The 20293-nt window shown below is 69.6% G+C and carries 21 protein-coding genes, 1 pseudogene and 1 riboswitch; of the genes and pseudogenes, 5 read left to right on the plus strand and 17 right to left on the minus strand.

From position 1 onward, the window contains the following. Positions 1-183 precede the first annotated feature (183 nt). Positions 184-1029, plus strand: a complete 846-nt coding sequence (ypfJ, locus tag BLW83_RS07885) for a KPN_02809 family neutral zinc metallopeptidase (protein ID WP_090847236.1) — start codon at positions 184-186, stop codon at positions 1027-1029. 18 nt (positions 1030-1047) lie between these two features. Here the strand turns inward: ypfJ and BLW83_RS07890 are convergent, their stop codons facing one another. Then, positions 1048-1239: a hypothetical protein gene (locus BLW83_RS07890; protein WP_090847238.1), complete on the minus strand. Its 192-nt coding sequence runs from the start codon at positions 1237-1239 to the stop codon at positions 1048-1050. A gap of 50 nt (positions 1240-1289) precedes the next feature. Between BLW83_RS07890 and BLW83_RS07895 the strand changes: the two are divergent. Continuing rightward, positions 1290-1736: pseudogene (locus tag BLW83_RS07895) on the plus strand (type II toxin-antitoxin system RatA family toxin); the annotation flags it as partial. 83 nt (positions 1737-1819) lie between these two features. Here BLW83_RS07895 and BLW83_RS07900 read toward each other — a convergent pair. Beyond that, positions 1820-2443: a sulfotransferase family protein gene (locus BLW83_RS07900; RefSeq protein ID WP_090847242.1), complete on the minus strand. Its 624-nt coding sequence runs from the start codon at positions 2441-2443 to the stop codon at positions 1820-1822. Between the two features lie 140 nt (positions 2444-2583). Between BLW83_RS07900 and BLW83_RS07905 the strand changes: the two genes are divergently transcribed. After that, complete coding sequence (locus BLW83_RS07905) at positions 2584-3156, plus strand: DUF4202 domain-containing protein (protein WP_090847244.1); 573 nt, start codon at positions 2584-2586, stop codon at positions 3154-3156. Beyond that, positions 3156-3944 carry a cobalamin biosynthesis protein CbiX gene (locus BLW83_RS07910; RefSeq protein WP_245728676.1) on the plus strand — a complete coding sequence of 263 codons (789 nt, stop codon included), beginning with the start codon at positions 3156-3158 and terminating at the stop codon, positions 3942-3944. Before BLW83_RS07905 ends, BLW83_RS07910 begins: the two co-directional genes overlap by 1 nt. 93 nt (positions 3945-4037) lie before the next feature. Here BLW83_RS07910 and BLW83_RS07915 read toward each other — a convergent pair whose 3' ends face one another. The 15 genes from BLW83_RS07915 to xdhA all read right to left on the minus strand — a co-directional run bounded on the left by BLW83_RS07915 (position 4038) and on the right by xdhA (position 19252). Next, the gene (locus BLW83_RS07915; protein WP_090847246.1) at positions 4038-4766 is read right to left on the minus strand and encodes an ABC transporter permease; all 729 of its coding nucleotides are present in this window, start codon (positions 4764-4766) and stop codon (positions 4038-4040) included. Continuing rightward, positions 4763-5437 carry an ABC transporter ATP-binding protein gene (locus tag BLW83_RS07920; RefSeq protein WP_090847248.1) on the minus strand — a complete coding sequence of 225 codons (675 nt, stop codon included), beginning with the start codon at positions 5435-5437 and terminating at the stop codon, positions 4763-4765. The genes BLW83_RS07915 and BLW83_RS07920 overlap by 4 nt, the downstream gene beginning before the upstream one ends. Positions 5438-5481: 44 nt before the next feature. Then, entirely contained in the window at positions 5482-6153 is a 672-nt protein-coding gene (tenA, locus tag BLW83_RS07925) for a thiaminase II (protein ID WP_090847250.1), read from the minus strand. Further along, positions 6150-7094 (minus strand): ABC transporter substrate-binding protein, encoded by a 945-nt coding sequence (locus tag BLW83_RS07930; protein WP_090847252.1) that lies wholly within the window; start codon positions 7092-7094, stop codon positions 6150-6152. Before BLW83_RS07930 ends, tenA begins: the two co-directional genes overlap by 4 nt. After that, entirely contained in the window at positions 7094-8038 is a 945-nt protein-coding gene (locus BLW83_RS07935) for a HesA/MoeB/ThiF family protein (protein WP_245728678.1), read from the minus strand. The genes BLW83_RS07930 and BLW83_RS07935 overlap by 1 nt, the downstream gene beginning before the upstream one ends. A 95-nt stretch (positions 8039-8133) precedes the next feature. Further along, a complete protein-coding gene (locus BLW83_RS07940; RefSeq protein ID WP_090847255.1) occupies positions 8134-8799 on the minus strand; it encodes a thiamine phosphate synthase in 666 nt (221 codons plus the stop codon). Next, positions 8796-9560 carry a thiazole synthase gene (locus BLW83_RS07945; RefSeq protein ID WP_090847257.1) on the minus strand — a complete coding sequence of 255 codons (765 nt, stop codon included), beginning with the start codon at positions 9558-9560 and terminating at the stop codon, positions 8796-8798. The genes BLW83_RS07940 and BLW83_RS07945 overlap by 4 nt, the downstream gene beginning before the upstream one ends. Position 9561: 1 nt before the next feature. Next, positions 9562-9759 carry a sulfur carrier protein ThiS gene (gene thiS, locus BLW83_RS07950; protein ID WP_090847259.1) on the minus strand — a complete coding sequence of 66 codons (198 nt, stop codon included), beginning with the start codon at positions 9757-9759 and terminating at the stop codon, positions 9562-9564. Continuing rightward, positions 9737-10726 carry an FAD-dependent oxidoreductase gene (locus tag BLW83_RS07955; protein ID WP_090847261.1) on the minus strand — a complete coding sequence of 330 codons (990 nt, stop codon included), beginning with the start codon at positions 10724-10726 and terminating at the stop codon, positions 9737-9739. The genes thiS and BLW83_RS07955 overlap by 23 nt, the downstream gene beginning before the upstream one ends. Next, positions 10723-11544 (minus strand): bifunctional hydroxymethylpyrimidine kinase/phosphomethylpyrimidine kinase, encoded by an 822-nt coding sequence (thiD, locus tag BLW83_RS07960; protein WP_090847263.1) that lies wholly within the window; start codon positions 11542-11544, stop codon positions 10723-10725. Before thiD ends, BLW83_RS07955 begins: the two co-directional genes overlap by 4 nt. 42 nt (positions 11545-11586) lie before the next feature. Then, a riboswitch (TPP riboswitch) is annotated at positions 11587-11691 on the minus strand. Between the two features lie 214 nt (positions 11692-11905). Next, positions 11906-13342: a Glu/Leu/Phe/Val family dehydrogenase gene (locus BLW83_RS07965; protein WP_245728680.1), complete on the minus strand. Its 1437-nt coding sequence runs from the start codon at positions 13340-13342 to the stop codon at positions 11906-11908. Between the two features lie 88 nt (positions 13343-13430). Beyond that, a complete protein-coding gene (gene guaD, locus BLW83_RS07970; protein WP_090847265.1) occupies positions 13431-14723 on the minus strand; it encodes a guanine deaminase in 1293 nt (430 codons plus the stop codon). Between the two features lie 10 nt (positions 14724-14733). Continuing rightward, positions 14734-15480, minus strand: a complete 747-nt coding sequence (gene xdhC / locus BLW83_RS07975; protein WP_090847266.1) for a xanthine dehydrogenase accessory protein XdhC — start codon at positions 15478-15480, stop codon at positions 14734-14736. Further along, entirely contained in the window at positions 15477-17810 is a 2334-nt protein-coding gene (gene xdhB / locus BLW83_RS07980) for a xanthine dehydrogenase molybdopterin binding subunit (RefSeq protein WP_090847268.1), read from the minus strand. Before xdhB ends, xdhC begins: the two co-directional genes overlap by 4 nt. Positions 17811-17812: 2 nt before the next feature. Next, entirely contained in the window at positions 17813-19252 is a 1440-nt protein-coding gene (gene xdhA, locus BLW83_RS07985) for a xanthine dehydrogenase small subunit (protein WP_090847270.1), read from the minus strand. 112 nt (positions 19253-19364) lie between these two features. On the opposite strand from xdhA, the gene BLW83_RS07990 reads away from it, so the two are divergent. After that, positions 19365-20261 carry a LysR family transcriptional regulator gene (locus tag BLW83_RS07990; RefSeq protein ID WP_090847272.1) on the plus strand — a complete coding sequence of 299 codons (897 nt, stop codon included), beginning with the start codon at positions 19365-19367 and terminating at the stop codon, positions 20259-20261. Positions 20262-20293 lie beyond the last annotated feature (32 nt).

Genomic DNA, 20293 nt, shown 5'->3' on the forward strand with positions numbered 1-20293 from the left:
CAGGTCGCATTCCAAGCAACCCGCCTTCCGCAGGGCCCATCTTCTGTCTGGAAATATCCCGCGGGGGTCCGGGGGCGCGAAGCCCCCGGTTGCGGCCGGGCCACGGAACCCCGCGCCGTCCGGGGCTGTTGCCCTGCCAGGCGCGGCGATACATTCTCGACCTGCCAACAGAAAGGACCGACCATGGAATGGAAAGGCCGTCGCGGCAGCCGCAACATCGAGGATCGCCGCGGCATCGGCTCTGCCGGCGCGGGCGGCATGGGCGTCGTGGGGATGCTGGCGGTGCTGGCGGTGGGGTATTTCTTCGGCATCGACATCTCGCCGCTGGTGGGGGGCCTGTCCGAACCCCAGCAGACCGCCCCCCGCCAGCTCACCGCCGAGGAACGCGAGATCGGGCAGTTCGTCTCGGTCGTGCTGGCCGACACCGAGGAAATCTGGGCCGAGGTGCTGGCCACGCAGGCCGGCATGGATTACCGCGAACCCAGCCTCGTGCTGTTTTCCGGCGCGGTGCAATCGGCCTGCGGGGGCGCGTCCTCGGCGATGGGGCCGTTCTATTGCCCGGGCGACCGCAAGGTGTATCTGGACACCGATTTCTTCCGGGTGATGCAGCGGCAGATGGGGGCGGGGGGCGATTTCGCCTATGCCTATGTGATCGCGCATGAAATCGGCCACCATGTGCAGAACCTGCTGGGGGTGCTGCCGCAGGTGAACCGGGCGCGGGCGCAGGCGGGGCAGGCGGAATCGAATCGCCTGTCGGTCCTGACCGAGTTGCAGGCCGACTGTTTCGCCGGGATCTGGGCGCGCCACGCCGCCGACCGTTTCGGCAGCATCCAGCCCGGCGACGTGGATGATGCCGTCAACGCCGCCCGCGCCGTCGGCGACGACATCCTGATGGAGAAATCCGGCCGCGCGCCGATGCCCGACAGCTTTACCCACGGCTCGGCCGCCGACCGCAGCGCCTGGCTGATGCGGGGGATGCGCTCGGGGCAGATCGACGATTGCGACACCTTTGCCGCAGCCGGGCGCTGAGGGCAGCCGCCGCGCCCCTTACGGCATCTGCACCCGGGGCAGGCGGCGCGGGCGGTCCTGCGTGGCCCATTCGGGAACCCAGCCCATCCACTCGATCGTGCCCAGAGCCACTACCAGCGCCCCGACGATCACCACCAGCCACACCCGCCCGGCCGGGGGCGGGTTGCGCACCCAGCGCGACATGCGCAGCAGCCAGATCATGTTGTTCATCGCGCGCGACCTCTGCTAGACGGGGGCGGTCGCAAGCAAAGGACCAGCCCTTGCCCAACCACGCCGAAACCCGTGTGCTGCCCCATACTGCGCAGCAGATGTATGATCTTGTGGCGGATGTGGAAAGCTACCCGGAATTTCTGCCGTGGAACGCGGCGGCGCGCATCCGCTCGCGCAGCCCCGGCCCCGACGGCTCCGAGGTGATCGAGGCCGATCTGGTCATCAGCTTCAAGGTGTTCCGCGAACGCTTCGGCAGCCGCGTGACGCTGTTTCCTGCCGAACAGCGTATCGACACGCAATATCTCGACGGCCCGTTCAGCCATCTGCACAGCGGCTGGCAGTTCACCGACCGGCCCGAGGGCGGCTGCGAGGTGCGTTTCTTCGTCGATTTCGAATTCCGCAACGCCATCCTGCGCAAGGTGATCGGGGTGGTGTTCGTCGAAGCGATGCACCGCATCGTCCGCGCCTTTGAAGACCGGGCCCGCGCGCTTTACGGCAGCGGCGGCCAAGGCGGGGGCGGCCAAGGCGGGGGCGGCCAAGGCAGAGGCGGCCAAGGCACTGGCGGCCAAGGCAGCAGCCATCACGGCAGCGGCGGCGGGCGCAGCGACGGGTCGGCCGCCGATTCCCACAGCGCGTAATCCTCGGCCAGCGCCTCGCGCAGCCGCGCCCTTGTTGCGGGCGACAGGCTCAGGTCGGCCTTGGGCGAGACATTGACCCGCCGCGGCGCCAGCTTGCAGTCCAGCGCGGTTTCGAAATAGCGCAGCAGATCGTCCATCCGCTCATACTGGAACAGCATGTCGGGGCCGCGCTTGCCCGGTGCGGGGGCGATGAACCCCGACTGCCGCCCCAGCGCCGCATAGGGCGGGCGTTCGTCCGACAGGTAATCCTGCACAAAGCCCTCGAAACTGATGCCGATGGTGCTGTTTGGCTTGCCCAGCGTCTGCGGGCGCTGGCGATAGCGATACCAGCTGCCCAGCCATGAAATCGGCTCACGCAGGACCGCCGCCACCCGGAACCGCGGGCCGGGGATATTGGCCAGCAGCGGCTGGATGCGCAGGTTGAACTGGCTCATGGTCAGGTGCTTGATCTCGGGGCGGGCGCGCAGCACGATCTCGGCCCGCGGCGCCAGCGCGCCCTCAAGCGCGGTGGTCCCGGTCTTGGGCACCGACAGCAGCACCAGCCTTGGCGCGACGAACCCCAGCATGACAGCAGCCTTTCCCAGTTCTCGGGGCGGTATCCCCGCGCGGGCGCGGCTTGGCAAGCCTTGGCCGCGCGCGGCGCTGGACCTTGGCGGGAGGGCGTGGCAGTCCAGAGCCAGCCAGACGCCAGCAGGGAATTGCCGCCATGACGCCTCGGGACCGGGTCTTTGCCGCCATCGACGCCGCCAACGCCGCCGATCCGCGGATGGAAAGCGGCCAGCCGGTCGAGCTGCTTTACGGCCGCCGCATGACCGAGGAACAGCGCCGCCTGTTTCCCCATGCCACCGACGCGCTGGCCATCGCCTGCCGCGGCCAGCATATCGAGCGCTGGCTGCTGCCGCGCAGCGACTACCCGCAGGGGCGCGAGGGCTATCTGCTGTGGCGCCGCGACCAGTCCCGCCGCCATGCCGAGCGGGTGATGTCCCTGATGCGCGACGCGGGCTACCCCGAGGACCAGACCGCCCACGCCGGACGGATGCTGCGCAAAGAGGGGATCAAGCGCGATCCCCAGGTGCAGGCGCTGGAAGATGTCGCCTGCTTTACCTTCATCCGCCATTACATGGGCGATTTCGCCACCACCCAGACGCCCGAATCGCTGCTGGGCATCGTCGCCAAGACCGCGCGCAAGATGTCGCCCGAGGCCCGCGCCCGCGCTCTGGCCGAATTTCCGATGCCCCAGGAACTGGCGGCTGTCTTTGACCTTGGGGATGCGCGGTGATGGTCCCAGGCCCTGCCGTGTGCGAGGGCTGCCGCTGCGCCGCCGCGACCGCGCAGGACGCCCCCCCGAACGGCCCCGCAACCGGCCCCGCAACCGGTCCGGCGGCGGCGATCCTTGCCCATGGCCAGCCCGGCGATCCCGGCGCCTTGCAGCCCGAGATCGAGGCTTTGGCCGCGCAGGTGCAGGCGCTGCTGCCCGGCTGGCGCATCCATGGCGCGACGCTTGCCTGCAAGCGCAGCCTTGCGGCGCTGCATGGGGTGAGGCTGGTCTATCCGCATTTCATGGCCGACGGCTGGTTCGTGCGCAGCGAGACCCCGCGCCGGCTGGCGCTGGCGGGGATCAACGGGGTGCGGCTGACCGCGCCCCTTGGTCTCGACCCCGGCTTGCCGGCGCTGGGGGCGGTGGTTGCGCGTGAAACCGCCTCGGCGGCCGGGATCGACCCGGCCACCGCGACGCTGGTGGTCGTCGGCCACGGCTCGGGCAAATCCCGCGCCCCGGCCCTTGTGACACGCGAATTCGCCAAGGCCCTGGCCCCCGTCGCCGGGTTTGCCGCCGTAAACGTCGGCTTCATCGAGGAACCGCCGTTTCTGGCCGATGTGCTGCCCGAAGGGCCGGCGGTCTGCCTGCCGTTCTTTGCCACCGGCGGCGAACATGTCACCGACGACATCCCGCAGGGCTGGCGCGGGCAAGGCCCGATCGCCCCCCCGATCGGCACCACCGCCGGCGTGGCCGCGCTGATCGCGGCGACCTTGCGGGCCGCAATGGCGAAAGAGGCTTCGCAGGGCTGAGGGTGGTTGCCGCGCGCGCTGTCGCAGGGGGGCTGTCTGCCCCCCGTTGCCTGCGGCAACCCCCCCGAGGATATTTGGGACCGCCCGAAGCGCTTAGAAGCCGCGGGCGCGCAGCAGGCGGCTCAGGCTGCGGTCGATCACGGTGTAAAGCGTCAGCGACAGCGCCACCACCACGAACAGCGCCGCAAACATCAGGTCGATCCTCATCCGGCCGTTGGCGTGGATCATCAGCGCACCCAGACCCCGCGCGCCGCCGACCCATTCGCCGATCACCGCGCCCACCGGCGCATAGATCGCCCCCAGCCGCAGCCCCGAGGCCAGCCGCGGCAGCGCCGCCGGAAAGCGTAGGTGGCGCAGCTCGGCCCAGTTCGACGCCCCCATCGTCCGCGCCACGTCCAGCTGTGCCGAGGGCGGCGACATCAGCCCGTCGTATAGCGCCTGCGCCACCGGCACGAACACGATCAGCACCACCATCGCCACCTTGGGCGCCATGCCGAACCCCAGCCACAGCGTCAGGATCGGCGCCAGCGCAAACACCGGGATGGTCTGGCTGACGATCAGCCCCGGCGACAGCGCCCGCCCCAGCCGCGGCCACAGCGCCATCGCCACCGCCGTCCCGACCCCCAGCACGGCGCCCAGCATCAGCCCCAGCAGCGTTTCCCAGCCGGTCAGCAGCGCCGCCGGGGCGATCTCGGCCCGGTGGGTCCACAGCGCGCCACCCACGGCCAGCGGCGAGGGCAGCAGATAGGGCGGCAGGCCGGTCAGCCGCACCAGCGCCTCCCACAGCAGCAGGGCGGCGATCAGGGCCAGCAGCGCCCTCATGCCAGCAACCGGCCGGTCAGGGCGGCCTGCGCGGCCAGAACCTCGGGCGCGTCATGGGGGCGGGGGACGGGACCGGGCGGAGCCGGGTTTGCGGTCAGCCCGGCGGGGGTCATCACCAGGATCCGGTCGCCCAGACGCGCAGCCTCGGCCGGGTCATGGGTCACCATCAGCACCGTGCGCCCCGCCAGCAGCCGCGCCGCCATGTCGCCGATCTGCAACCGCAGCGCCACGTCCAGCGCCGAGAACGGCTCGTCCAGCAGCACCAGCGGCCGGTCCTCGGCCAAGGTGCGCGCCAGCGCCACCCGCTGGCGCTGCCCGCCCGACAGGCTGGCGGGCAGGCGGCGTTCCAGCCCCTCCAGCCCGACCGCCCGGATCAGTGCGGCGACGCGGGCATTGTCCACCCGCTGGCCGCGCAGCCGGGCGCCCAGACCGATGTTGCGCGCCGCGCTCAGCCATGAAAACAGCCCCGGATCCTGCCCCATCAGCGCCGCCGGCTGCGAAGCGACGCGGCCGCGGAACTCGACCCCGGTCGGCAGCCCGGCCAGCAGCCGCAGCAGGGTGGATTTCCCGACGCCCGAGGCCCCCAGCAGGCAGGTCAGCCGCCCCGGCTCAAGCACCAGCTCCAACGGGCCGAACAGCCCCGGAACCTCGCCCGAAACCGTGGGGCGCATCTTCTGTCCTGAAATATCCCCGCCGGAGGCCCCCGCGTTGCTGATCACGCCACCCCCAGCCCCCAGAACGCGACCTCAAGGCGGGTGGCGGTGGCAAAGCGCCGCTCAAGCGCCTGCCAGCGCGGCAATGCCTCGGGCGTATCGCCCAGCCTTGCGGCGACGGCGCGGTCGATCAGGGCGCCGGCCTCGACACAGGCACGCTGGAAATCCTCGCCGGCATAGGTGTCGATCCACTCGCGATAGGGGGTGTCGGGCGCGGCCTCTTGCGCCAGCCGGGCGCCGATCTCGCCATATCCCAGCACGCAAGGCGCCAGCGCCGCCAGCAGGTCCAGGAAATCGCCGCTAAAGCCCGATTCCAGAACATAGCGGGTATAGGCGAGGTTCTGGGGCGCCTCCTCCGCAGCCTCGAGCGCCTCGGGGGTGATGCCCTCGGCGCCGCAGATACGGATATGCAGCGGCATTTCCAGGTTGATCAGCGCGTCGACGGTCGCCGCGCAGGCTCGCATTTCGTCCAGCGTGTCCGCCTTGACGATCCCCAGCGCCCAGGCGCGGCTGAAATGGATCAGGAAACGGTAATCCTGCACCAGATAGTTCAGGAACCCGGCGCGCGGCAGGGTGCCGTCGGCCATTCCCTGCACAAAGCGGTGCCGCACATAGTCGTCCCAATGCGAACCGGCGGCGGCGCGCCAGGCGGTAAAGCAGCGGCCGTAGCTCATTTTTCTGCCCCCGGGTCGATGGCAAACCGTGCGACCGGCCAGATTTCCGGCACCAGCGCGTTGTCATGCAGGAACGCCTCGAACCGCGCATAGCGGCCATGGTCCAGCGCGGCGGGTGAAATGGCGAACCGGCCAAAGGTATCGGCCCAGGCGGCGGTGTTCAGCGCGTCCGACAGGTCGGGGGCGTGGGCGGCAAAGATCGCCCGCGCCTCGTCGGGGTGGTTGAGCATGAACTGCGTCGCGCGCTCCACCGCGCCGAGAAAGCGGTTGACGCGGTCGCGGTCGACAGAGTCGGCATTGGCGACATAGATCAGCTCGTCATAGGCAGGCAGCCCTTCTTCCTCCAGAAAGAAACAGCGCCCCTCGCCGCCGGCCAGCCGCATCTGGGTCAGCTCGAAATTGCGATAGCCGCCGATGGTGGCATCGACCTGGCCCGACATCAGCGCCGGCGTCAGCGCCCAGTTGACGTTGACCATCTCGACATCGTCCAGCGTCATGCCGGCCTGCGCCAGCAAGGCAGAGACCAGCGCCTGTTCGACCCCGGCCACGGAATAACCGATGCGGCGGCCGCGCAGGTCGGCCAGCGTCGCCACCGGCCCATCCGCGCGCACCATCAGGCAGTTCAGCGGCGTGCCGACCAGCGTGCCGACCCGGACCAGAGGCAACCCTTCGTGGACCTGTAGATGCAGCTGCGGCTGATAGGTGATCGCCAGATCGGCACGGCCGGCCGCGACCAGCTTGGGCGGGTCGGCGGGGTCGGCGGGGGCGATGATCTCGACCTCCAGTCCGGCGTCGGTGAAATACCCCTGTTCGGCGGCCAGCACGACGGGGGCATGGTCAGGGTTCACGAACCAATCGAGAACCAGCGTGACCTTGTCCGCGGCCTGCGCGGGAAAGGCGGGGGCCAGCGCAAGCAGCGCGGCGGCTAGCAGATGTCTCATCAATCTCCTCCGGTAGCGATCAGGACGATGTCGGGATGGGCGGTGTCGGGATGGGCGGATGCAAGGATCCGCGCCGCCCGCCACGCCCGCAGCCCCGAGCGGCAGGCGATCACCGCGCGGGCGCCCGCGGGCGGGCAGGGCGGGGTTTCGGTCCGGGCGCGAATGGCGGCGGGGTGGATGGGAACCGGCGCCTCGTCCGCGTCGCGCAGGTCAATGACAAAATCCCCCGCGGCAATTTCGCTCGTGTCGATAAAGCGGAACCCGGATTGCGGCTCGGGGGCGCCGTCAAAGCGGAACCCGCCCCAGCGCAACCCCGGCGCCAGCGTCAGCAGCTGCCCCAGCGGCGAGGGCTGCAACCCCAGCAGCAACTCAAGCGCCATCTGCGCCTGCAAGGTGCCCAGCGTGGCCACCACCGGCCCCAGCACCCCGGCGGTGGCGCAGGTGGCGGCGCGGTCGGGCAGGTCGGGAAACACCGCCCGCAGGCTGGGTGCGCCGCCGCAGAACCCGCCGACATACCCCCCAAGCCCCAGCGCCGAGGCCGAAATCAGCGCCACCCCCGCCGCCATGCAGGCGTCCGACAGGATCAGGCCCACCGCGAAACTGTCGGCACAATCCAGCACCACGTCGCAGCCCTGCACCAGCGCCCCGGCATTGGCGGGCGTCAGCCGCTCGGCCAGCGCCCGCACCTGCACGCCGGGGTCCAGCGCGGCGGCAAAGGCGGCGGCCGATGCTGCCTTGCCCATGCCGACGCGCCCGGCGTGGATCGGCTGGCGGTGCAGGTTGGGCATCTCGACCACATCCGCGTCAACGACGGTCAGCGCGCCGATGCCGGCGCCGACCAGATACATGATCGCGGGCGAACCCAGCCCACCCGCACCCACCACCAGCACGCGGGCCGCGCGCAGCCGCGCCTGCCCCTCGGCCCCGACCTCGGGCAGCACCATCTGGCGGATGTGACGTTCTTCATCACCTGCAAATATCCCACGGGGGTCCGGGGGTGTGAAACCCCCGGTCGCGGCGGCGAAGCTTTCGGGCCTGCTCATCCGACCACCTCCAGCCATTCCCGCATCCGCGCCTCGGGGTTCTGGTGCAGGGTGATGTCGGTGACCGCCGCAACCACATCGGCGCCCGCATCCAGCGCCGCGCGGCCGCGGTCCGGGGTCAGCCCGCCGATGGCGACCAGCGGCAGCGCGCCCACGCGGGTCTTCCAGTCGGCGACGCGGTCCAGCCCCTGCGGCGCCCAGGGCATCTTTTTCAGAATCGTCGGCCAGACCGGCCCCAGCGCCACATAATCGGGTTGGACCGCCAGCGCGCGGTCCAGTTCCGCCCCGTCATGGGTCGAGACGCCAAGCTTCAGCCCCGCCGCCCGGATCGCGTCCAGATCGGCCGCGTCCAGATCCTCTTGCCCCAAATGCAGCCAGTCGCAGCCCAGCTCGATCGCCAGCCGCCAATGGTCGTTGACGACCAGAATGGCGCCCGAGGCGCGACACAGATCGCGGGCGCGGGTAATCTCGGCGCGCAGCGCGGGGGCGGGGCGGTCCTTGATGCGCAGCTGCACCATGCGCACCCCGACCGCCAGCGCCCGTTCCACCCAGTCGGCGGACTCGAAGATCGGATAAAAGCGGGGCAGGGTGAGGCGCTGCTCGCTGCCGGACCGGGGCTCTGCCCCGGACCCCGGGATATTTCCAGACAGAAGATTACTCATTGCAGGAACGCCTTGCCGATGACGGGGGTCGAGGGGGCGGCCATCTCGCGCGGCTCGATCGGGTCGGCGAGATATGCTGCGCGGCCGGCATCCGCCGCCTGCGCCATGGCGCGCGCCATCGCCACAGGGTCGCCGGCCTTGGCGACGGCGGTATTCAGCAGCACTGCGTCATAGCCCAGCTCCATCGCGCTGGCCGCATGGCTGGGGCGACCGATGCCGGCGTCGACCACCAGCGGCACCTCGGGAAAGGCCGCGCGCAGCGCCCGCAGCCCGTGCGGGTTGTTCAGCCCAAGCCCCGAGCCGATGGGCGCGCCCCAGGGCATCAGCACCTCGCAGCCCGCCCGCAGCAGGCGCTCGGCGACCGACAGATCCTCGGTGCAATAGGGGAAGACCTTGAAGCCTTGGGCGGTCAGTTCTGCCGCCGCCTCGACCAGCGCAAACACGTCGGGCGACAGCAGGTCGGAATGGCCGATCACCTCGAGCTTGATCCAGTCGGTGCCCAGCAATTCGCGGGCCATCTGCGCGGTGGTCACGGCCTCTTTGACGCTGTGGCAGCCGGCGGTGTTGGGCAGGATCGCGGCGCCCAAGCCCTCGATCAGGCGCAGGAAATCCTGTCCGCCGCCGGCCTCGCGCCGCAAGGATACGGTGGCAATACCCGCGTTTGAGGCCCGGAAGGCATCCGCGAGGATTGCCGGGCTGGGGTATTGCGCCGTGCCCAGCATCAGGGGCGAGGCGATGTGCTTGCCGTAGAAAACCGGCATCTCAGCCCCCCTGCATCGGCGCGACGATTTCCAGCGCGTCGCCGGGCGACAGCGCCGTGTCTGCACGCGCCGAGACGGGGACGAAATCGCCGTTCAGCGCGGTCGCCACCCTGGCGTCGCCCATGTCCAGCGCCGCCAGCGCCTCGGCCACCGTCGCGGCGTCCAGTTCGCGCCGCTCACCGTTGATCGTCAGTTTCATGCCAGAACTCCGGTTTGTTGCCCGTAGCGATGTGGTCGGCCAGCTGCATGGCCACCGCGGGGGCCAGCAGATAGCCGTGGCGGTAGAGGCCGTTGGCATACAGCCTTCCGTCCGCCGCACGCCCGATCCGGGGCAGGTTGTCGGGAAATGCCGGGCGCGCGTCGGCGCCCAGCTCGATGATTTCGGCCTCGCCAAAGCCGGGGTGCAGCGCATAGGCGGCGCTGAGCAGTTCCAGCACCGAGCGCGCCGTCACCACCCCGCGCCGGTCGCTTTCGATCATGGTCGCGCCCAGCATGAAGATGCCGTCGCCGCGGGGCACCAGATAGATCGGCACCCGCGGATGCAGCAGCCGCACGGTGCGGGTCAGCGCCACGTCGGGGCAGCGCAGCACCAGCATCTCGCCCCGCACGCCGCGCAGCTCGGGCAGGATGTCGCGGGCGGCGAGGCCGCGACAATCGACGATCTGGCCCGGGGTTTCGGGCGGTTCGGCGGCAATGGCGATGCCGCGTTCGGACAGGCGCGATTGCAGACCCGCCATCGCCGTGCGGGGGTCCAGATGCGCCTCGGCGGCAAAGAACAGCCCGCGGTCAAAGCGGCCGGCAAGGTCGGGCTCCAGTTCCGCCAGCCGGTTGCCGCCGATCTCGTCGAAACCATGGGTGCGGCGGGCAAAGCGGTCGAGTTCCGCGCGGTCGCGCCCCAGCGCCAGCACCAAAGTGCCCTTGCGCGTCACGCCGCCGGCGTTGCGGTCCCACCAGTCGATGGCGGGCTGGCCGTGGCGCAGCACCGGTTCCTCGGCATTCTCGAATTCGCACCAGGGCGCGAGCATCCCGCCCGCCCACCAGGAACAGCCCTGCGTGCCGGGGCCAAGCGCGGGGTCGACCAGCGTCACCGCATGGCCGCGCCCGGCCAGCTCGGTCGCGACGCAAAGCCCCAGCACCCCGGCGCCAAGGATCGTAAAGCCGCTCATTCCGGCCACCATTGGTGAAAATGATGCACCGGGCCATGCCCCGAGCCGACGTCCAGCCGGTCGGCGGCAAGGATCGCGCCGTGCAGCCAGTCATGCGCCCGAGCAACGGCCGCGGGCACCGCCAGCCCCTGCGCCAGCCCGGCAGCGATGGCCGAGGACAACGTGCAGCCGGTGCCGTGGGTGTTTTTCGTCGCGATACGGGGCGCGGTGAATTCGTGGCGCTCGGCCCCCACCAGCAGGTCGGTGCAGTCGTCGCCCGCCGCATGGCCGCCCTTCATCAGCACCCAATCGGCACCCAGCGCGGCAAGGGCGCGGCCCTGCGCCTCGGCCTCGGTGGGGTCGGACGCCACCATGCGGCCCAGCAGGCGGGCGGCCTCGGGCAGGTTGGGGGTCAGGACGGTCGCGCGGGGCAGCAGCAACTCGCGCAACGCGGCGATGGCGTCGTCCCGGATCAGCCGGTCGCCGGATTTGGCGATCATCACCGGGTCCAGCACGATGGGCAGATCGCGGCCCGACAGAGCCTCGGCCACGGCCACGGTCGCCTCGGCGGTGCCCAGCATCCCGATCTTGACCGCGCCAACGGCAAGATCGTCCAGCACCGCGTCGATCTGGGCGCGGATCATGGTTGGCGATACCGGCTCGACCAGCGTGACCGCGCGGGTGTTCTGCGCGGTGATCGCGGTCAGCACGCTGGCGCCATAAACGCCTAGCGCCGAAAAGCTTTTCAGGTCGGCCTGGATACCTGCGCCGCCGCCGCTGTCGGACCCGGCGATGGTCAGCGCAATGGCCGTCTGCTTGCCCAAATCGTCTTCCCCCATGCAGGGGTCAGCGCGGACGAGACGGGGGGATGGCGCTTGTCTGGATGCGCGCAGCCCGTTCCCTTCGCCGGCATGACCCGGATCAGGTTCGATGGGTGCTGTGCCTGGCACATCTCAGCCCCGCGCGGGGCGCCCCAACGAGCGTTGCGTGTCAATATAGCGTCAGCGGCGGCAGACGCAAGCCGGCGTCGCGAAGACCTCAGCGCAGCAGGGGGGCTGTCTGCCCCCCGTCGCCTGCGGCGACTCCCCCCGAGGATATTTTGGACCGCCCGAATCGTGCAGGAGTTCGGGCGGTCCCAAATATCCTCCGGGGGTGCGGGGGTGGAAAACCCCCGCTTGCGGCGGTGACGCAAAAGGGGCGTTACAGCCCCAGCGCGTCGTAGCTGGCCGCGATGCGGCGGATCGCGACCATATAGGCGGCGGTGCGCAGGTCGGGGATGCGGCTGTCGTCCGCCTGCACCGCGACCATCTGCTGGAACGCCGCCCGCATGGTGTCGTCAAGCCCCGAGCGCACCAGTTCGAGTTCCCCAGCGCCGCGCAGGTATTTCTGCTTGAAGCCCTCGGACAGCGACCAGCCAAGGCCGCGGTCGGCGGACAGGCGTTCGAGTTCCTCGACCAGCATCTGGTGGCGGTGTTCTTCCAGCCGGCGCTCCAGCCGGCCAAAGCTGATCTGTTGCAGGTTCTTGACCCATTCGAAATAGCTGACCGTCACGCCGCCCGCGTTGGCATAAAGATCGGGGACGATCACCACCCCGCGTTCGCGCAGCATCCGGTCGGCGCCGGCGGTGGTGGGGCCGTTCGCGGCCTCGAGCACCAGTTTCGCCCTGATCTGCCCGGCGTTGGCTTCGTGGATCGCACCCTCCATCGCGGCGGGGATCAGGATGTCGCAGTCAAGCGCCAGCGCCGCGGCGGAATCGGCGATGTATTCGCCGCCGGCAAAGCCGCGCACGCCGCCGGTTTCGCGCAGATGCTCGCGCAAGCTTGCAATGTCCAGCCCGTCGGGGTTGGACACCGCGCCGTCGCGTTCCGAGACCGCGATGATACGGGCGCCGTCCTCGGTCGACAGGAAATGCGCGGCGTGAAAGCCCACGTTGCCCAGCCCCTGCATGACGATGCGCTGCCCGTCCAGACTGCCCGACAGCCCGGCGCTTGCCAGCACCTCGGGGGTGCGGAACAGCTCGCGCAGCGCGTATTGGACGCCGCGGCCGGTGGCCTCGACCCGGCCGGCGATGCCGCCCAGCCCCAGCGGCTTGCCGGTCACGCAGGCGCGGGCGTCGATGTCCTCGGGGTGCAGGCGTTTATAGGCGTCGGCCATCCACGCCATTTCGCGTTCGCCCGTGCCCATGTCGGGGGCCGGCACGTTCTGGCTGGGCGAGATCAGGCGGCGGCGCGACAGCTCATAGGTAAAGCGGCGGGTGATCTTTTCCAGCTCGTCCGCATCCCATTCGCGCGGGTCGATCGACAGCCCGCCCTTGGCGCCGCCAAAGGGCAGATCCACCAGCGAGCATTTATAGCTCATCAGCGCGGCCAATGCCTCGACCTCGTCCTGATCGACGTTGGGGGCATAGCGGATGCCGCCCTTGACCGGTTCGTGATGTTCGGAATGGACCGAGCGATAGCCGGTAAAGGTGTGGATCTGCCCGCGCAGCCGCACGCCGAATCGCACCACATAGGTCGAGTTGCAGACCCGGATCTTTTCCTCCAGCCCGGGCCCGAGGTCCAGCAGCCGCGCGGCGCGGGTGAACATCTGGTCGACGGAATCGCGAAAGGACGGGTGTTGAATGGCGGTGTCGGTCATGGCGGCGTCCTTGTGGCGGCGGGGCTGGAATGGGGTTGGTGATCCCGCCCTTTTGCCAGTCAGGTGACGCGACGTCCAGCGATGCGGATCATTCCGCGGCCTGCGGGGATTTCTGCGCCCGCCCCGCGACATAGGTTTCCACCACCGCGCGGTCGTCGCCCATCACTTGCAGGATGAACAGCTCCTGCATCAGGCTGTCCACCTTGTCATGGCGCAGCCGCATGGCTGCGGTCGCGCACGGGTCCAGCACCACCAGATCGGCAAAGCGCCCCGGCTGGACGCTGCCGATGCGGTCCTCCATCCCCAGCGCGATGGCGTTGCCGCGGGTGGCCCAGTGAAACGCCGCCAGCGGGTGCATCCGCCGCCCGCGCAGCTGCGCGATCTTGTAAGCCTCGGCCAGCGTCGCCAGCATCGACCAGCTGGTGCCGCCGCCGATGTCGGTGGCAACGCCCGTGACCACCCCCGCCGCGCGCATGGCGTGGTCGTCAAACAGCCCCGAGCCGAGAAACAGGTTCGAGGTCGGGCAGTGGATCGCCCGAGTGCCGGTCTCGGCCATGCGGGCGGTTTCGCGGTCGCTCAGGTGGATCGAATGCCCCATCAGGCTGCGCGGCCCCAGCAGGCCAAAGTGGTCGTAGATGTCCAGATAATCGCGCACCTCGGGGTAAAGCTGCATGGTCAGCTCGATCTCGGCGCGGTTCTCGCTCAGATGGGTCTGGACCGCCATGCCGGGGTTTTCGGCGGCAAGCTGGCCCGCCGCGCGCAGCTGTTCGGGGGTCGAGGTGATCGCAAATCGCGGGGTGATCGCGTATTCCAGCCGCCCGCGCCCGTGCCAGCGTTCGATCAGCGCGCGGCTGTCGTCATAGGACGATTGCGCATCGTCCAGCACTGCGTCAGGCGCGTTGCGGTCCATCATCACCTTGCCGGCCAGCAGCGCCATGCCGCGGGATTCGGCGGCCGCGAACAGCGCCTCGGCACTGGCCTTGTGGACCGAGCCGAATGCGCAGGCGGTGGTGGTGCCGTTCCGGATCAGCTGGTCCAGAAACGCCCCGGCCATGCGGGCGGCGTGGTCGGGGTCGCGATACTGCGCCTCGATCGGAAAGGTATGGTCGTTCAGCCAGTCCAGCAGCTCGGCCGCCCAGGCGGCGACCACCTGCACCTGCGGGAAATGAAGATGCGGGTCGATGAAGCCCGCCATGACGATATGCGGGCGGTGGTCGATTTCCTGCGCCTGCGGGTCCGCGATGTCGGCGTAATCCCCGACCGCAAGGATACGCCCGTCCTGCACCAGAATCGCGCCGTTGTCCCAGAAACGATGGTTGTCGTCGGTCTCGGCGGGATCGGCGTAAAAGCTCAGCACGCGGCCGCGGATCAGGGTTTTCATCGGGGTTCCTTCAGGCGGGCGCAGGGGCGGGGCCGGGGGTCGGGGCAGAGGCGGTGGCCAGCAGCCGGGCCATGATCTCGGTGGCGGTAAAGGCGGCGATCACCTCGGGGCGCTTGTCATGGATGCCTGCGCCGATGGGGCAGGTCAAGCCGCCCGAGTCGATGCCGCGGGTGCGGGCGAAACGGGCGAAGGTGGCGCGTTTTGTGGCGCTGCCGATCATGCCGACATAGGCGGCATCGCCCCTTGCCAGCGCCTCGGCCGCGATCAGGAAATCCAGCGCGTGGTCGTGGGTGACGATGACATGGGCGGCGCCTTCGGGCGCGCGGCGGACCTCGGCCTCGGGCAGGGGGGTAAGGGTCTGCGGGATGCCGGGCGCCAGCGCCAGTTCCGCCGCGCGGGGGTCGATCAGCCGCACCGACACCGGCAGCGGCAGCATGGCGCGCGCGAGCGCCCGGCCGACATGGCCGGCGCCAAAGATCAGCACCGCAGTCCGGGGCGCGGGCGGGCTGGCGGGTTCGCGGTCCAGCGTCAGTTCCACCCGCCCGCCACAGCATTGGCCGATTTCCGGGCCCAGCGGGATATCCATCACCGCCAGCGCCTCGTTTCGCCGCAGCATCTGCCGGGCGCGGTCGATGGCCAGATATTCCAGCTGCCCGCCGCCGATGCTGCCCAGCGTCCGGTCGGGGCCGACCAGCATCTCGGCGCCCAATTCGCGCGGGGTCGAGCCGCGGGCGCGTGTGATGCGGACGCGGATCATCGGTCCCGCAGCCCCAGCGCCCCGCCGCGCAGCCGTTCGGCCGCCATCAGCACCCGTTCCGGCGTCGCGGGCGCGTCCAGCCGTGGGCATTCACGGTAATCTGCCAGCGAGGCCACGGCATGGCCGATCGCCTCGAACACCGAAATCCCCAGCATGAAGGGGGGCTCGCCCACCGCCTTGGACCGCCGAATCGTCGGCTCGCGGTTCACCGACCAATCGGCAAGCGCCACGTTGAAGACCTTGGGCCGGTCGGACGCCAGCGGGATCTTGTAGGTCGAGGGCGCGTGGGTGCGCAGCCGCCCCGCATCATCCCACCACAATTCTTCGCTGGTCAGCCAGCCGGCGCCTTGCACGAAACCGCCCTCGATCTGGCCGATGTCGATGGCGGGGTTGAGCGATCGGCCCACGTCATGCAGCACATCCGCGCGCTCGATCACATATTCCCCGGTCAGCGTGTCGACCGAAACCTCGGCGCAGGCGGCGCCATAGGCGAAATAATAGAACGGCCGCCCCGAGCCTTGCGCGCGGTTCCAGTGGATTTTCGGCGTCGCATAGAACCCCGCCGCCGACAGCTGCACTCGGGCCATATAGGCCATCTGCACCGCTTGGGAAAAGGGGATGGTTTCGTCGCGGACCACGATGTGATCGGGGATGAAACGGATTTCCTCGGGGGTGGCATCCTTGGCCTTGCACAGGAAATCGACCAGCCGCGCCTTGATCTGATTGGCCGCATCCAGCGCCGCCATGCCGTTGAGATCAGTCCCCGAGGACGCCGCCGTGGCCGAGGTATTGGGCACTTTTTCCGTGGTGGTTTTCGTCACCCGGATGCGCTCCAGCCCGACCTGAAACGCCTCGGCCACCACCTGCGCGATCTTGGTGTGCAGGCCCTGTCCCATCTCGCAGCCGCCGTGGTTCAGCTGGATCGAGCCGTCGGTGTAGATGTGGACCAGCGCGCCCGCCTGATTGAAATGCGTGGCGGTAAAGCTGATGCCGAACTTGACCGGAGTCATCGCGATGCCGCGGCGGATCGGGCTGCCGGCGCCATCCATCCGCGCGTTGAAATCCAGCACCGCCTGCTGGCGGGCGGCATAGTCGCAAGAGGATTCCAGTTCGTCGAAGATGCGCGGCAGGATCATGTCCTCGACCGGCTGGTGATAGGGGGTGGGCTGGCCGTTCTGGTAAAGATTCGCGCGGCGGACCGTCAGCGTGTCCTGCCCGGTGGCATAGGCGATTTCCTCGATGATGCGTTCCGCGACGATCACCCCCTGCGGGCCGCCAAATCCGCGAAAGGCGGTGTTCGACACGGTGTTGGTGCGCAACGGATACGAGCGCAGTTCCACATCGGGGTAGAAATAGGCGTTGTCGGCGTGAAACAGCGCCCGGTCGGTCACCGCCATGCTGAGATCGGCCGAAAACCCGCAGCGCGCATACCAGTCGCCCGTCACCGCAAGGATACGGCCCGAGTCGTCAAAGCCGACGCTGTAATCCACCACGAAATCATGGCGCTTGCCGGTGGCGATCATGTCGTCGTCGCGGTCGGGGCGCAGCTTGACCGCCCGGTTCCACTTGCGCGCGGCGATGGCGGCGACGCAGCAGAACAGGTTCATCTGGGTTTCCTTGCCGCCGAAACCGCCCCCCATCCGGCGCACGTTCACCACCACCGCATTGGCCGGCACGTCCAGCGCATGGGCAACCATGTGCTGCACCTCGGTCGGGTGCTGGGTCGAGGTAAAGACGGCCATTTCCTCTTCGTTCGGGATCGCCAGCGCGATCTGGCCCTCAAGATAGAAATGGTCCTGCCCGCCGATGGTAAAACGCCCGTCCAGCCGCCGGGGCGCGGCGCCCAGACCGGCAGCGGCATCGCCCCGGCGCAGGGTCATGCCCGGCACCACCAGATCGCCCCCCGATTCCAGCGCCGCCAGCGGGTCCAGCGCATGGGGCAGAGCCTCGTATTCGATCCGCGCCAGCACCGCCGCGCGGCGGGCCTGATCGCGGGTCTCGGCGATCACGGCAAACACCGGCTGGCCGTGGAAATGCACCTCGCCGCGCGCAAGGATCGGGTCGTCGCCGGCCCCGATCGGGCTGACGTCGTTGCGGCCGGGGATGTCCTCGGCGGTCAGCACGTCGATCACGCCGGGCGCTGCGCGCACCGCCGACAGCTCCATCGACAGGATGCGCCCATGCGCGACCGAGGACAGCCCCAGATAGGCGTGCAGCGCGCCCTGCGGCAGCGCCAGATCGTCGGTATAATCGGCGGTGCCCGTCACATGCCGCTGCGCCGATTCATGCGGCGTGTCGGCGGGTCGGGCGCTCAGGGTTTCGTGTTTCATGCTCAGCCCCCCACTGCCCGGTCCAGCCGGACGGGAATGTCGCCGCTGCCATGTTCCAGCCAGAAACGCCGAAACAGATTGCCCGCCACCATGCGGCGGTAATCGGCGGTGGCGCGGAAATCGGACAGAGGCGCAAAATCGCCCTGCACGGCGGCGGCCGCAGCCTCGAAACTGGCGGCGGCAAAGGGCTGGCCGATCAGCGCCGATTCCGCCGCCCGCGCGCGCAAAGGCGTGCCCGCCATGCCGCCAAAGGCCACGCGGGCGTCAGCGATCACCCCGCCGTCCACCCGGATGCAGAACCCCGCCGCCACCGCTGAAATATCCGACGCCTGCCGTTTCGACACCTTATAGGCCGCAACCAGCGCCTCGCCCGGCCGGGGGATTACCACGGTTTCCAGAAACTCGCCCTCGGCCCGGTCCTGCCGCCCGTATTCGATAAAGAAATCCTCAAGCGGCAGTTCGCGCCGCGCGTCCCCCCGGCGCAGGACGATCCGCGCCCCCAGCGCGATCAGCAGCGGCGGGGTTTCCCCGATGGGCGAGCCGTTGGCGATATTGCCGCCGATGGTGCCGGCGTTGCGCACCTGCCAGCCGCCGATGCGCTGGATGTAATCCTGAGCCTGCGGCAGATGCTCGCGGACCACCGGCAGGAACTCGGAATAGGTGACGCCGGCGCCGATGCGGATCTCGTCTGCGGTGATCTCGATGTCTTTCAGCAGATGGCCGATGAAGATGGCGGGGGAAATCGCACGCATCTGCTTGGTCACCCACAGCCCGACATCGGTTGCCCCTGCAACGATATGGGCCTTGGGGTGATCCAGCAGCGCCGCCGCCAGCGCGTCGCTGTCCGCGGGCAGGATGGCGCGCTCGTCGCCGCGGGCAACCTCGGCCCCCGCGGGAATGGCCGAGAGTTTCCCGCGCACCGAGTCCCGCTCGACCGTCAGGAAATCCTGCAACTGCCCGCCCGCCTGCGCCGCCGCCAGCGCCGCCCGGATGATCGGCGCATAGCCGGTGCAGCGGCACAGATTGCCCTGCAATGCGGTTTCGATCTGCACCGCATCCGGGTCGGGGTTCGCCATCCACAGCCCATACAGCGCCATGACGAAACCCGGCGTGCAGAAACCGCACTGGCTGGCGTGATGATCGACCATGGCGCGCTGGATCGGGTGCAAGCCGCCGTCCTGGCCGCGCAGATGCTCGATGGTGACGACATGGCAGCGGTGGCAGGACGCAAGGAACCGGATGCAGGCGTTCACCGGCTCATAGACCAGCGCGTCGCCCGACAGCCGCCCGACCAGCACCGTGCAGGCGCCGCAGTCGCCCTCGGCGCAGCCCTCCTTGGTGCCGGTCAGCCGACGCCCCAGCCGCAGGAAATCCAGCAGCGTATCGTCCGGCCCGGCCTCGGTCAGGCGGATCTCGGTATCGTTGAGCAGGAAACGGATCATTGTAAAACAGCCGCCTTTCGTCACTGCGCCCCAGCATGGCGCATTTTCCCGCTTGCACAAAACGCCCCCACGCGTGAACAGTTTATGCCATTTCAAGAAAAAGCGGGCGAAAATGTCCTATCTGGAAAGCCTCAAGGTGTTCGTGCGGGTGGTCGAGCTGGGCTCGATCACCGCGGGCGGGCGCGACATGCGGCTGTCGCCCGCCGCCGCCTCGACCCGGATCCGCGACCTGGAAAACCGCTTTGGCGCGCGGCTTTTGAACCGAACCACCCGAACCCTGACCCCGACCGAGATCGGGCAGGTGCTTTACGACAACGCCCGCAAGGTTCTGGCGGCGCTGGACGAGGCCGAGGCAGCCGTCGCCAGCCACTCCGGCACGCCGCTGGGGGCGATGCGGGTATCGGCGCCGCTGGGCGCGGGGCGGCGGCTGATCGCGCCGCTGGTGCCGCGCTTTGTGGCCGAAAACCCCGAGGTGCAGGTGCGGCTGCGCCTGTCCGACCGGGTGGTGAACATCGTCGAGGACGCCATCGACCTGGCATTCTATCTGGGCCAGCCCGAGGATTCGACGCTGATCCGCCGCAAGATCGCCGATTGCCCGCGGGTGCTGGTGGCCTCGCCCGAATATCTGGCGCAGCACGGAACGCCCGATGCGCCCGAAGACCTGAAACGCCACAACTGCCTGTTGCTGCGGTTTCCGCGCTCGCCCGAATATTACTGGGTGCTGCAAACGCCGGAAGGGCCGCGGAAATTGGCGGTGGCGGGCGGGTTCGATTCCGACGACGGCGAGGTGCTGACCGACTGGGCGCTGGCCGGAACCGGCATCGCCAACCGCCCCCGCTACGAGGTCGCGGCGGCGCTGCGCGATGGCCGGCTGGTCGAGATCCTGCCCGACACGCCGCCGGTCGCCGTGGAATTCGGCGTGCTGACCCCGCACCGCGACCTGCAAGACCCCAAGCTGCGCCTGTTCATGGATTTTGCCGTGCGAGAGCTGAAATTCGCGATGGGGTAAAGGGGGGCGTTGCCCCCCGCGCTGCGCGCTCC

This window comes from Paracoccus alkenifer, assembly GCF_900108405.1.
Classification (GTDB): Bacteria; Pseudomonadota; Alphaproteobacteria; order Rhodobacterales; family Rhodobacteraceae; genus Paracoccus; species Paracoccus alkenifer.